Below are 12,005 nucleotides of genomic sequence, written 5' to 3'. Positions count from 1 at the left end.
GCCCCTTCAGACGATTGTTGCGGCGGCACAATGGCGTGTCGGAAGCGGCTTGAAAAGCGGGAGTTCCGGGACTTGCGGATGCAAAAATGCAGAAGAACGCCCCCGGATCTACCCCCTGCCCTTATTTTTGCCTTTCAGGCCCTGAGCCGCATCGAAGCACGCCAGCAGCGAATTGATCACAGCTCGCGAGCCCAGACCATCCACCACGAAGTCGCGGTCCTTGCCGTTGGGCGGTATGATCTTCAGCTTCGCGCTGCGCCCCAAGATCCTGTAGGCCGTGGCCGGAGGAACTGGAAACGAGACGGTGTCCTTGCTCAGCAAAACGCCGAGCAGCTTTCCCGAGACGAGAAGTTTTCCGTCCTCGTCATAGGACAGGCCCATCATGTCGATCTTGTCCGCCTTGTCGGTCGCCGGATAATTCCATTCGGCATTCCTGACGCCCAGGAAAACGCCAATGACCTTGTTCGAAAAGTCCTTTGTTACAGAAAAGCTGGAGCCGTTCTGCATCTTAAGGCCCGCCGAGCACATGACGTCCAGATCGTCTGTCCCCCGAACCGTCCACCCTTCCGGGACGTTCTTGTTGTCACGATAGAACTCGCCCGCATGGGCCGGAAGGCACGACACCAGCAACAGAACCGCAAAGAAGAGACGCATCATCAGCCCTTGGAAACTACCTTGAGAATGCCGCGATCGCACGATCGTCGAGAAGCTTCTGGCCTCGGGCCAGGCACATCTGCAGCTTGTCGGCAGCCGCATCGCCGTTCTTGATGAAGGCGAGGTTTTGCGCCCCCTCCAGTGAACGTAGCGAGGTTCTCAGGGTCGTGACCTGTCTCAGGATGTCGACAGGAATGTCCCGGCGAACGGGCACAACCAGGATGTTGGCCTTGTCGAACACACCCGACACTTTTACGTCTCTGATGACGATGCCATCGCGAAGGCCCTCAATCTGCAGATCGACGTCGTGCGGGAATTTCAACTCGTTGAAATTCCACTTGGGCTCTCGAACCGCAATGAAGGTGTAGTCGTCGGTAAGATCGAAGAAGAACGAGATTGAAAGCCCGCCATCCCCGGACGCCGTGGCGGAGCAGACGATCTTGTCGTCCTCACCCAACTTCACGGAGTTGAATATCTCCTGGCCCCCAGTGCCAAGGCCGACGATATTCCAACCGCCCGCGAACACATCGAAGAAGTCCTTGGCCGCCGCTGGACCAGCCAGGACAAGCAAAAATAAAGTACAAAATATGCGCCTCACCCAAATCTCCTGCCCGGCAAGCCCGCCGCCTCGCGGCCCACAAGAATACAGCAGGCCCGCACCTTTCTTCTCGCGCTCTTGCGCGGCTGCAAGATGAAACTCATTCGTACGCACACGACTAACGTCTAGTGCTCGCCTGACCACGAGCCGTGAGCGTCTATTGATCTCGCCACTTGATTGCGATTGTATCCAATCGGGGTATCGGGGTCGGGTTATGCTTGAAATGTCAGGTTGCGCTGCCGTGCGCCTCGTCGCACGGCTGCTGCGTTGCAAACAAGACGTCAGCACAGCGTACTTTTCTTCATCACCGCCTCACTGCACCCCTGCCAATGCGACCGGGACCGACGAAGCGGTGTCCAAGCTACTTTTCCGACCAATGGTTCTATTGTCCTGGCTGGCGATCGCTTCGCTGCCTGCGTCTGCCCAATTGCAGCCGGACAAGAAAGTCGCGTCCGTGGGAAAGTGGAGTGTATCGACCGCTCTGCATGGCTCCGGCTGCGTAGCTCGCACGGAGTACGGAGATGGTTATGAGCTGTCCGTCAGCGGCGAACGCATCGACGATCTGACACTCTTGATCACCGTCAATTCAAGATCGTTTTCGACCAAGCTGGATGGAACAGAGGAAAAGGCGTCCTCAATCGAGATCGTTCTCGCCAACTACCGACGGGGCAACGTCAGTCCCTATGGATACAGGGGGACGCCCGGCGTTGTCCTGAAGGCGGATCAAGCCTTTCTCGGCAGCTTTGTCGCTTCGGAGAAGATCAAGGTCACGGAGCTTGGACGTGAGAAAGTGTCCATCGACCTGGAAAATCCCGGGCAGGTGATAGACGCTCTGCGAGCTTGCCTCAGGACCGGCACAGCACCATCAGCGCGAACACCCGCTGCGTCAGTTCAAGCTCTGGAAGGCAAGTGGTATTTCGACAATCAAGGCGTCTGCAAGGGCAGACCGGGCGAGACCGAAGGCCTGTTGACCTTCCATGGCATGACGTTTCTGGGCTACGAGAACAATTGCAGGATTCAAACCGCGAAGCCGAACGGCCGTCGTCTCGCACTAGGCATGATCTGCAACGGTGAGGGAATGCAGGAACGATCGTCCGAAATCATCGAATTTCTGGACGATAGAACGATCCGGCGCTCCTCCAGGGATGGCGCAAGGACGTACACGTCCGTTCACAAGCGTTGTCCCGAGTGATTGCGAGCCCGGCTGCGGACATCCCGTCAACCTGGCGACGCGAAGCCTTGTCCGACATGATGCTTCTCCGCTTGTAACTTGTTGCAGGCGCACAATAGCAAGTCGCGGGCCCGTTTGAGAAGCGGAGGCTGGGGATGAGGATGCAAAGATGGGACGCACTGTCTCCTTCGGATTATGGGAGGTTAGGGTAGACTAGCAGAGAGGTGAGGCTGGGCCGAAAAGCAAGAGCTGAGTTACAGCAAAATCCTCGAATACCGATCAGCACTAGCCGAAGTTCGCTCTCTCTGGTTGAATGGGTCGGATTTTTGTCGACCAAACCGGGGGAAGGCAGCACGTACTCGTGCGCAACCTATCGGATGGACCGAACGTACTTGCAGCTTCATTCCGAGCTGTCTTGTACTTCTTTCAAGGTGGGGTGCGGAGGAAATGGCGAATCAAGACTTCTTCAGACTAGGAGGAAATCCCACAGACATTGATCAAGATCAGTTTTTTTTGCTCACAACGAAGCGCGGTACGATTTCCTCAAAGATATATCGCCCTCCGACTCTTATAAGCCCGCGCGAGCCTCAACGCGCGCTCGTCGATAATTGTCAGTTCGAGGATTTCAGTTTCTCGAAAACACTCATCGATAACATTGAGTTTAAGAAGTGCACCTTTCTGCGGTGCCTCTTTATCGGAACAAGAATCAAGCGGTGCCGCTTCACGGAATGCTCGTTTATCGATACGAATACTTATCGTATCGAATTCGAGGATACCTACATAAATCCTCTGTCATTTCAGCAGTGTCTGGACCCCAGCAGGTACCAAAACATAGGCGTATATCTTTACCAAGAACTACTCAACAACAGTCGTAGGCAATCGCAACCGGACTTCACTCAAGATGCTCTATTTCTATTCCGACGATGGACGCGATATCAGGAAGTCTACCGCCTTAAGGCCGCCTCTGACTGGAGAACGCGAGCTCGGCTGGCCAAAGCTATCTGCTTAAATTTTGTAGAAGACATCCTGCTTGGCTTCGGCGTACGCGTGGGCAGCTTCTGCCGGACTGCATTAGCCAGCGCTGTATTGTTGGCTTTCGCAAATTACGTATTCGCTCAGGAGCTAGGCTTAAGTCTGGCCGTGAAGGACGGCACAGCCTCCTTTTGGGATGCCCTCTATTTCACAATCATTACGCTTACGACTATCGGCTATGGCGACATTGCTCCGAGCACTCACCTCGGCCGAATCGCGGTCGCAGCGGAAGGAATGCTAGGTTTTCTGCTGTTCGCCATTCTCGCCTCCATGATCTATCGTAAAATCCTTCCTTGAGGGCCAACAGATGATTTCAGTTTGCGTTTTCGGATCGATGGCCCGAGAGCGTTGCGATGACTTGAGTGATCGAGATTTGCTCGTTGTTGCACCGACCGCCGCGGAAGCCGAAAGCCGGGCGAAATGGTGGCGCAATGGCGGGTGGTCGGTTTCTCCGTTTGCGCACCATCAGATAACCTCGATGAGCGAAAGAGGGTCGCTGTTCCTCCAACATCTCAAGCTTGAAGGGATCATCTTGGAGGACGGAGGCGCGTTTCTGAAAGAGGTTTTGGGGTCGTTCAAACCAAAATCGGACTATCGCAGAGAAATGGAAGACAGCGTTTGGCTACTACACTACCTCAATGGCCAGCGCACCGTGGACTGGACTACTTTATGTGGAGCCGACATCACGTACGTGAGCGTGCGCAACATAGCTATTTCGCTACTTGCATCGAGGCGCATTTACGACTTTGCATTCTCGTCCATGTTCCACCGCTTACGCGATTTTGGCCTTCTCTCGGCGAAGGATGTGCAAGCAATAGCTGCGCTCCGCGAGTTAAAATATTGCTATAGAAGCCGCAAACTGGATCTTAGCGGCAACGAGTTGGCATTCAAAAATAGTCTCGCTGCCGCGATGACCCTGGCTTGCAGCGTTTCATCCAACACAATGGGTTTGCAAGAACCACCTTTGGAGGACGGCTATCGCTGGCTGCGATGGCTGGAATTTAATCTAGTCACGCAATGTGACCCGCAACGCCTAGATACCCTGTCTCCGGCCGATCCCCTCGCCCCTGTGTGGCGGTTGATCAAAGAACCACGACACTACCCCGACCGGCCACGCAAATACGATACCACTTGGATGCTCTCAGCCCGCGTTGCATTTCAATCTGCGGTTCGGAGCGGACGACTTCGCCTATAGCCGCATAGCACTAACTTCCCCCGTTTTGCGAGCTGTGCAGTCCGGGCATTACCTAGATGGTCTCGGTGGCCCAAGGCTTTTCAACGCGATTGCGCCAGGGCGCCGGCTCGCTCGATCAGCGCGAACGCTTGGGCAACTTCGGAAGCTTGTCGGGATTGAACGCGGCTACCTGCTCGGTTCGCTCACGCGCGGGCGGCTGCTGTTCCGTGAGAATGAGCGTACCCTGGAGGATCATTCCCGGCATCTGCGCTGCCTTCGCCGTGTAAGTCGCGACCTTGCCGGGGCAGTTTCCCTCGATGTCCAGCGTGAGCTCGTCGTCGATGCCGAAGACCGTTGCACGTCCGTCGGTATGACGCTTCGTCGACACGGTGGCGGTGAAGCGATCTCCATCGACCTTGCAGGAGCCGTGATAGGTCATCAGGCTGTCGCAGCCCCAGATTTGTCCGTCTGCGACATGGACGATCCCGGTACCCTGGTCGAGTGGCGTCTTGTACCACGCCGCGTAGGTGCCGTCCTTCAGCATGGGAGCAGTCTCCCTTGACATTCCCTCGCCAATAATCCGCATGATTAGCGCTAAGAAACGGTTAATCGCGCGGCCCGTGCGAATCCGGTCTGTTCCTTCGCAACTCGGCTTCCAGATCCTCGATGATGCTGTGAAGCAGGCACGCGGCAAGCGGATCGGTGACTTCGCGCTCCAGAAGCCTGTAACGCGCGATCTGGAATTCCTGCTCTCGCAACTGGTGCTCTGTCATCGGACGGGCCCTCCAGCAAACCTACCCGGAAACAGCCAAGTCGTTTCGTTACAATTTTCAGATCATTTGCTATGGTTTCTGATCGGTAAAGGAACGCGGCGCCGAGCAGGTCGCGAGGTTTGCAATGTCGATCGTTCAGAGCTATCGCGCCTTCGCCTACAACAATGCATGGGCGAACCACCGGCTGCTCCGCGCGTGCGCCGAGCTGAGCCAAGGCGAATTTGAGGTCGAGCGGACGGGCTTCTTCCCGAGCCTGCAGCGGACGCTGAACCATATTTATGTCGTTGACCTCTTTTACGTCGATGCACTCGAGGGCGGATGGCTTGGGCCGAAGGCCTGGGAGGATCCGATCCCATTTCCAGCTCTTGCAGGGCTCTCGGAAGCTCAAGCATCGATGGACCGCCGCTTCATCGGCGTCTGCGATGCCCTGACACCCGCCTCGTTGAACGAAGACGTGCGGATCAATCGAGGTCCCAGTGTCCAGATAGAGCGACGCGACCGGCTGCTGATGCATCTCATTCAGCATCAAATTCACCACCGTGGGCAGGCGCATATGATGTTATCGGGAACGCGCATCAAGCCGCCGCAGCTCGACGAGTTCTTTTCGGCCGCCGAAGCGCCGTTGAGGGCATCCGAGTTTGCCGATCTGGGCTGGACGGAGGAAACGGTTTGGGGGCCGCCCAACTCCTAGGTCGCCTATGGCTTATCAGCCCTCTCCCACAAGAAGGGGGAGAGGGCAAAACCTGCGCCGGTGCCCGACGCTAGTGGCTCAACGGAGCCACACTCAGAACGTCATCCGCATGCCCGCATAGAACGCGCGCGGCCTTGCCGGGCTCAGCGATCGCGGGTCGGTGAATTGCGCACCGCCATTGGTGAAGTTGGGCAAGGCTTCCCTATCGAAGAAGGTGCCAAGGGTCGAGTAGCGGTTGTCGAAGATGTTGGCGACGCGACCGTAAATCTGCAGGTTCTTGGTGATCTGGTAAGAGGTGTGGAGATTGAACACCGCGTAGGACGGCAACTGCGGAAACTGGTTGGACTCGTCGCCGACGAAATACTGGCTCGAGACAAAGAGCGCGTCACCCCCGACCTTCCAGACATCGGTGACCGCATATTCGATGCTCGCCTTAATAAGGTGGCTAGGGAGGCGCGGAATGTGATTGCCCGGCAAGACCTGGATGTTGCCGGCGTCGGCGAACGGGCTCTCTGATCCAAGCGTCAGCGCGTCGAGGAAGCGCGCGTCCAGGAACGCATAGCTCGCTTGGAACTGAAGGACATTCGACTTCAGGCTCACCTCGGCTTCGATACCCTGCCTGCGCGTCCGGCCGACGTTCTGGAAAAAGCCGAAGCCAGTCAGGCCCGGAATTGGGGTCGCGAGGATGTCGTCGTAGTTGGTGGCACGGTAGGCACCGATTTTCCAGCCGAGCGAGCCGATGTTCAATTCCTTGGTGCCGCGGAAGCCCGCTTCGAAGGTCTTGGATACGACTTGCTGCAGTGAGGGGTCAGCGATCAGGAACTGCCCGATGATGCATGGCCTCGCCGGATCGGCGCAGCCGAGCTCGAGTGGCGTGGGCACCCGGTTGGCTTCGGAATAGCCGGCATAGGCAGTCACTTCAGAGGTGATCTTGTAGGTGCCGCCGATGATCGGATTGAACCGATCATAGGTATGATCGCCATTGAGTGCGGTGCCGAGCTGGTCCATCAGCGTGACACGGGCCGCATTGAATCGCCCGCCTGCCGTCACCGCAAAGCGATCGTCCACGTTGAACGTGTCAAGCGCATAGAGCCCGTGATATTGGTTGACGGTGCGAAGCGACACGGGACCAACCGATGTCGGGTCACCGGAGGGACCCAGGAATATGCCGCTACCCGTGACGACATAGTTCGTGCCTATGGTTCCTAATTCAGCGCTGCCGGTGAAGCGCGTGCTGCTGACATCATAGCTCGCGCCAACTACGAAGCGGTTCTCATGACCGAACAGCTGGTCGGTGTTGGTTGCCTGACCGGATACGCCAAACGTGATCGATTTCGTGCTGGTGCGATCGATCTCGCTGAGGATGGCGTCTGGCGCAAAGGTATTGGCGAGCTGAACGCCATTCAGGCCAAAAGCCGGGACCGTATCATTGCCAAAGCACAGGAGCGTTGGATCGGCACATGCCTGGGCGTCGGTCGGGTTTCCGTCCACGGTGCTCTGTTTGAAGCTCCGCACATGCGCCGTGCCCTCAAAGGTCCAGGTCGGCGTCGCCTCCACCTTGCCGGTCAGGTTGAGATAGCCGACCTTGTTGGAGATGGTTTGCGGCGTTGTGTAGGTCGCCCCCCAATATTGCTGGAGCAATTCGGCCGGAACAGTGCTGGGTCCTGCCAGGGAATTGTTGGCGACGCCGCCATTGAGGTGAAACTCGTTGCCTTCGAAGCGATACCCGACATCGCCATAGAAGCGCCGGACATCCGATTGCGAGAAATTGCGGAAACCATTGTCGTGAACGCCTTCGAGCGCTCCGTAGACCGACCAATTATTGTCGACCTGCTTGCCCCATTGTGCGGAGCCCTGGATGCGGCCGAATGAGCCGCCCATGATATCGATCTCGGCCCCTTGATAGTTGAAGCCGTTCTTCATCTGCAGATCGATGGCGCCGCCGAGCGCGTTAAGGCCGTATGCCGGATTGTTAGTTACGACCACTGCCGATCGGATCGCGGCCGTCGGGATCAGATCCCAATTAACAGTGTCGGAAAACGCCTCGTTGATGCGTACGCCGTTCTGGTAGACGGCGAGGCCCTGCGGCGTGCCAGCCAGAGGTGAAGCGACGAAGCCGCGAAACTGCACATCGGGCTGGAATGGATTGCCGGTCACTTCATTGATGCTGAGACCAGGCACGTACTGCTGCAGGGCAACGGCGATATCCGGCGAGGCGGTACGCCTGATCTGGCTGGCATCGACCGCATTGATCGCGGACGGCACCTTGTCGACATCGAGACCTCGGCCGGTGCCCGGTGAGGTCGGGTAGACGTAAAGGCGCGTCCTGGGGCTGGCGGACGCCGGCGCCCCTACCCGTGCGACCGGCCGCGTTGGCGCACTGCGCCTCACGGCCGACGGCGGTGGCGCCGTGATCTCGACCGCCGGCAGATTCTGGACGTTGGTTTCCTCATCCTGCGCGGCTGCGGCGGGGCCTGCAAGGACCAAGCCCGACACCAGCCCCGTCGACACCGAGGCTATCAACAAACGACGCTTGAACCAAAGAGGCTTGCCCATCCCTGCCTTCCCATCCGTGACCACCGGCTGTTTTGATTTTCGCCGTTTGGTTGAGATGAGTGTATTCGGCGGCAGTGAGTCCGCCAGCCACAAAAGGTCTGGCACTATCCGCACCCGTTTTCCCGACCAAATCGGGAATTTTTCCCGATGCAATCAGGACGCCGCCGTCGGAACCAGCGCCTCCACGGTCAAGCCGCCGTCGCCGGAGACGACGTTGAGCGTGCCGCCCAGCGCCAGAATGCGCTCGCGCATGCCGACGAGGCCGAAGCCGAGCTTCTGGCCCGGCTCCATGCCGCGGCCGTTGTCGCTGACCCGCACGCGCGCATAGCCGCGGCCGCCGGCCTGCTCGACGGGCTCGATCACGACATTGACCGACGTCGCGCCGGCGTGGCGGAACACGTTGGTGAGCGCCTCCTGCACGATGCGGTAGATGGTGAGGTCGGCCGTCTCGCCGGTGACCCCGAGCGTGGCGGAGATCACGGTTTCGATCGCGACGTCGGGATGCGACTCCCGCCACAGCCGCGAGAGCGATTCCAGCGCCTGGCGCAGGCCGAGCTCGGCAAGGCCGACGGGCCGGAGCCGCTCCAGCACCCGGCGGGTGAACTGCTGGAGCTGGTTGATCTGTTCCAGCAAGGCGCTGCCGTGCTTCCGGACCGAGTCGGCATTCGGCGCGCGCCCGTCCGCGAGCTTCGCCAGCGCGCTCGCATGCGCGCGCAGCGAGAACAGATACGGCCCGAATTCGTCGTGCAGCTCGCGCGCGATCTCCTTGCGCTCGACGTCCTGGAGCGACACCGCACGCTCGGCCAGGAGCCGCTTTTCCTCCACCGCCTCGCCGAGCGCCGCCGCGAGATGATTGAGCTTGCCGCAGATCGCGGCCAGCTCGGGCGCACCGCCCGGCGTGGCGCGCGCGTCATAATGCCCACCCTCGATCGCGGTCATCGTCTGCGTCAACGACTGCAGCGGCGCGAGCGCGCGGCCGACCACCGTCATCATCACCAGGAACAGCGCGAGCGCGATCACCGAGCCGACCTCGAGCTGGGTCACGATGGCGTCCCAGATCTCGGCGATCTCGTCGTCGGGATGCGCGGTGATCACCAGCGAGCCCGGCTTGCCATGGACCGAGACCGGCACGCTCACCGTGGTCTGCTCGGGATGAACCAGGCCGACGAACCAGGCCGGCGGTCCGCGCGCGTCGTCGTCGGCAGGCCGGGGCGGCGTCAGCGGGTTACCGCCGGCGTCCTGAAGCGCGATGCTGACATGGCGCAGGCGGCTCAGATCGCGCGCGATCTGGTTCAACCTGGCATCCGGATCGGGCGCCTCGTTCAGATCCGCAACGATCATCTCGATGAATTCGCGCGCAAGCCGGATCACGCTCTGGTCCTCGGCCTGCACGCGCGGCCCGGCTTCCGCGACCTGGCGGCCGATATTGACGGCGAGCCCCAGCGCCAGCAGCAGCGCCAGCAGAAGGTTGATGCGCGCGCGCAACGATAGATTTTGCCACATTGGTGCCGCCCGTGCCTCGCGAAGGTTGGTCCGCGCCTGTCCGATGACGTTGACAGGGGCGAAGCGCCCGATATCTAATCGAAAGCGTACAGCAATCCCGGCCGGGTTGCATGAGGCGACATGAGACGCGCGCAGCGTTCTTGTTCGGATCATGCGGCGGAAAAGCAGGCCGAGGCTGTCACGGGGAACGCCTATGCGCATTCTGATCGTCGACGATCATCCCATTGTCGCCTCCGGCTGCCGTGCCGTGCTGGCCGACGAGGGCGAGATCGAGATTTTGGAGGCCGCCGACGCCGAGGACGGCGAATGCGTCTTCATTGTCGAGCGCCCCGACCTGTGCATCATCGACATCAACCTGCCGACCGTCTCCGGCTTCGAGCTCGCGCGCCGCATCCTCGAACGCGCGCCCGAGGCCCGCATCATCATGTTCAGCATGAACGACGACCCTGCATTCGCCGCGCGCGCGATCGAGTGCGGGGCCAAGGGCTACGTCTCCAAGACCGGCGACCCCGACGACCTCGTCGAGGCGATCCGCGCCGTCGGGGGCGGCGGCACCTATCTGCCGACCGCGATCGCGCGCAGCATCGCGTTTGCAGGACCGACGCTGGCGCAAAGCCCGCTGTCGAAGCTGAACGCGCGCGAGATGGAAATCCTGCGGCTGCTCAGCGCCGGAAAGAGCCTGTCCGAGATCGCCTGGCTGGTGCAGTCGTCCTACAAGACTGTCGCCAACACCTCCTCGATCATGCGACAGAAGCTCGGCGTGAAGACCTCGGTCGAGCTGGTGCGGCTGGCGATCGACAGCGGCGTCGCCTGACGCACACACCGCCACGAATTCGGTCACACAAGCGTTGCAATCTTGATGTGGTTAGATGCCACGGAGCATAACGGCATGACGATCCAGACTGTCTCGACCAACACATCCTATGGCGGCGTGCAGGGCGTGTACCGCCATGCCAGCCAGGCGACCGGAACCGACATGGTGTTCTCGGTCTATGTTCCCCCACATGCCGCCGGCGCAAAGCTTCCCGTGGTCTGGTATCTCTCCGGCCTCACCTGCACCCATGCCAATGTCACCGAGAAGGGCGAATTCCGCAAAGCCTGCGCCGAGCTCGGCCTGATCTTCGTCGCGCCGGACACCAGTCCTCGCGGGCCCGACGTGCCGGGCGATGCCAACAATGCCTATGATTTCGGCCTCGGCGCCGGCTTCTATGTCGACGCGACGCAAGAGCCGTTCGCGCGCAACTATCGCATGTGGAGCTATGTCACCGACGAGCTGCCCAAGCTCGTGGCGGAGAATTTTCCGGTCGACGCCAAGCGGCAATCGGTGATGGGCCATTCGATGGGCGGCCACGGCGCGCTGACGGTCGCGCTGCGCAATCCGCACCGCTATCGCGCGGCCAGCGCGTTCGCGCCGATCGTGGCGCCTTCGCTCGTGCCCTGGGGCATCAAGGCGCTGACCGGCTATCTCGGACCGAACAAGGAGACTTGGCGCAACCACGACACCGTGGCGCTGATCGAGGACGGCGCGAAATATTCCGGCTTCCTCGTCGACGTCGGCGAGGCCGACAATTTCCTGAAAGAACAGCTCAGGCCCGAGCTGCTCGAGGCCGCCTGCACCAAGGCGGGCATCCCGCTGACGCTGCGGCGGCAGGCGGGATATGACCACAGCTATTATTTCATCTCGACCTTCATGGGCGATCATCTGCACTGGCACGCGGAAAGATTGAAGGGGTGATGACTTCTTCCTTCTCCCCTTGTGGGCCCGTTGCGTTATCGGCTCTTGAGGCTGAAGACGTCAGGAGCGAATGCCTTGGTCCCGGCAATTGCCTGCCAAGATCTGTAGTTGTCGCCCT

General features: G+C 59.9%; 12 protein-coding genes. 6 read left to right on the top strand and 6 right to left on the bottom strand.

The features are described 5' to 3' along the window. Positions 1-108: 108 nt before the first annotated feature. Together ABIB95_RS35005 and ABIB95_RS35000 are read right to left on the bottom strand one after the other, a co-directional pair. Positions 109-696 carry a hypothetical protein gene (locus ABIB95_RS35005; protein WP_354246355.1) on the bottom strand — a complete coding sequence of 196 codons (588 nt, stop codon included), beginning with the start codon at positions 694-696 and terminating at the stop codon, positions 109-111. Continuing rightward, complete coding sequence (locus ABIB95_RS35000) at positions 671-1,366, bottom strand: hypothetical protein (protein ID WP_354246352.1); 696 nt, start codon at positions 1,364-1,366, stop codon at positions 671-673. Before ABIB95_RS35000 ends, ABIB95_RS35005 begins: the two co-directional genes overlap by 26 nt. Positions 1,367-1,466: 100 nt before the next feature. Here ABIB95_RS35000 and ABIB95_RS34995 point away from each other — a divergent pair, with 100 nt between their 5' ends. The 3 genes from ABIB95_RS34995 to ABIB95_RS34985 all read left to right on the top strand — a co-directional run bounded on the left by ABIB95_RS34995 (position 1,467) and on the right by ABIB95_RS34985 (position 4,650). Further along, the gene (locus ABIB95_RS34995) at positions 1,467-2,444 is read left to right on the top strand and encodes a hypothetical protein (RefSeq protein WP_354246349.1); all 978 of its coding nucleotides are present in this window, start codon (positions 1,467-1,469) and stop codon (positions 2,442-2,444) included. Positions 2,445-2,870: 426 nt separating this feature from the next. Beyond that, positions 2,871-3,752, top strand: coding sequence for an ion channel (locus tag ABIB95_RS34990; protein ID WP_354246345.1), 882 nt, complete (start codon positions 2,871-2,873; stop codon positions 3,750-3,752). Between the two features lie 61 nt (positions 3,753-3,813). Continuing rightward, a complete protein-coding gene (locus ABIB95_RS34985) occupies positions 3,814-4,650 on the top strand; it encodes a hypothetical protein (protein WP_354246342.1) in 837 nt (278 codons plus the stop codon). Between the two features lie 115 nt (positions 4,651-4,765). Here ABIB95_RS34985 and ABIB95_RS34980 read toward each other — a convergent pair whose 3' ends face one another. Both ABIB95_RS34980 and ABIB95_RS34975 read right to left on the bottom strand, forming a co-directional pair. After that, positions 4,766-5,173 (bottom strand): hypothetical protein, encoded by a 408-nt coding sequence (locus tag ABIB95_RS34980; protein WP_085405692.1) that lies wholly within the window; start codon positions 5,171-5,173, stop codon positions 4,766-4,768. A 61-nt stretch (positions 5,174-5,234) separates the two neighbouring features. After that, the gene (locus ABIB95_RS34975) at positions 5,235-5,402 is read right to left on the bottom strand and encodes a hypothetical protein (RefSeq protein ID WP_354246339.1); all 168 of its coding nucleotides are present in this window, start codon (positions 5,400-5,402) and stop codon (positions 5,235-5,237) included. A 124-nt stretch (positions 5,403-5,526) separates the two neighbouring features. Here ABIB95_RS34975 and ABIB95_RS34970 point away from each other — a divergent pair, with 124 nt between their 5' ends. Then, entirely contained in the window at positions 5,527-6,093 is a 567-nt protein-coding gene (locus tag ABIB95_RS34970; protein ID WP_354246337.1) for a DinB family protein, read from the top strand. 93 nt (positions 6,094-6,186) lie between these two features. Here the strand turns inward: ABIB95_RS34970 and ABIB95_RS34965 are convergent, their stop codons facing one another. After that, entirely contained in the window at positions 6,187-8,649 is a 2,463-nt protein-coding gene (locus tag ABIB95_RS34965; RefSeq protein WP_354246334.1) for a TonB-dependent receptor, read from the bottom strand. A 153-nt stretch (positions 8,650-8,802) separates the two neighbouring features. Then, positions 8,803-10,152: a histidine kinase gene (locus tag ABIB95_RS34960; protein WP_354246332.1), complete on the bottom strand. Its 1,350-nt coding sequence runs from the start codon at positions 10,150-10,152 to the stop codon at positions 8,803-8,805. 193 nt (positions 10,153-10,345) lie between these two features. On the opposite strand from ABIB95_RS34960, the gene ABIB95_RS34955 reads away from it, so the two are divergent. After that, a complete protein-coding gene (locus ABIB95_RS34955) occupies positions 10,346-10,966 on the top strand; it encodes a response regulator (protein WP_014493646.1) in 621 nt (206 codons plus the stop codon). Between the two features lie 75 nt (positions 10,967-11,041). Next, a complete protein-coding gene (gene fghA / locus ABIB95_RS34950; protein ID WP_208087915.1) occupies positions 11,042-11,887 on the top strand; it encodes an S-formylglutathione hydrolase in 846 nt (281 codons plus the stop codon). The last annotated feature ends 118 nt before the right edge of the window (positions 11,888-12,005 follow it).

Source organism: Bradyrhizobium sp. LA2.1 (assembly GCF_040547725.1).
In the GTDB taxonomy this organism is placed as follows: Bacteria; Pseudomonadota; Alphaproteobacteria; order Rhizobiales; family Xanthobacteraceae; genus Bradyrhizobium; species Bradyrhizobium barranii.
The sequence above is the reverse complement of the archived record's forward strand: the minus strand, read 5'-3'. Positions and strand labels throughout refer to the sequence as shown.

Bases quoted from the DNA above. Each gene is read 5' to 3' on its own strand.
- ABIB95_RS34995 (WP_354246349.1), top strand. From the start codon at position 1,467: ATGCTTGAAATGTCAGGTTGCGCTGCCGTGCGCCTCGTCGCACGGCTG.
- ABIB95_RS34955 (WP_014493646.1), top strand. From the start codon at position 10,346: ATGCGCATTCTGATCGTCGACGATCATCCCATTGTCGCCTCCGGCTGC.
- ABIB95_RS34960 (WP_354246332.1), bottom strand. From the start codon at position 10,152: ATGTGGCAAAATCTATCGTTGCGCGCGCGCATCAACCTTCTGCTGGCG.
- ABIB95_RS34980 (WP_085405692.1), bottom strand. From the start codon at position 5,173: ATGCTGAAGGACGGCACCTACGCGGCGTGGTACAAGACGCCACTCGAC.
- ABIB95_RS34970 (WP_354246337.1), top strand. From the start codon at position 5,527: ATGTCGATCGTTCAGAGCTATCGCGCCTTCGCCTACAACAATGCATGG.
- ABIB95_RS34965 (WP_354246334.1), bottom strand. From the start codon at position 8,649: ATGGGCAAGCCTCTTTGGTTCAAGCGTCGTTTGTTGATAGCCTCGGTG.
- ABIB95_RS34990 (WP_354246345.1), top strand. From the start codon at position 2,871: ATGGCGAATCAAGACTTCTTCAGACTAGGAGGAAATCCCACAGACATT.
- ABIB95_RS34975 (WP_354246339.1), bottom strand. From the start codon at position 5,402: ATGACAGAGCACCAGTTGCGAGAGCAGGAATTCCAGATCGCGCGTTAC.
- fghA (WP_208087915.1), top strand. From the start codon at position 11,042: ATGACGATCCAGACTGTCTCGACCAACACATCCTATGGCGGCGTGCAG.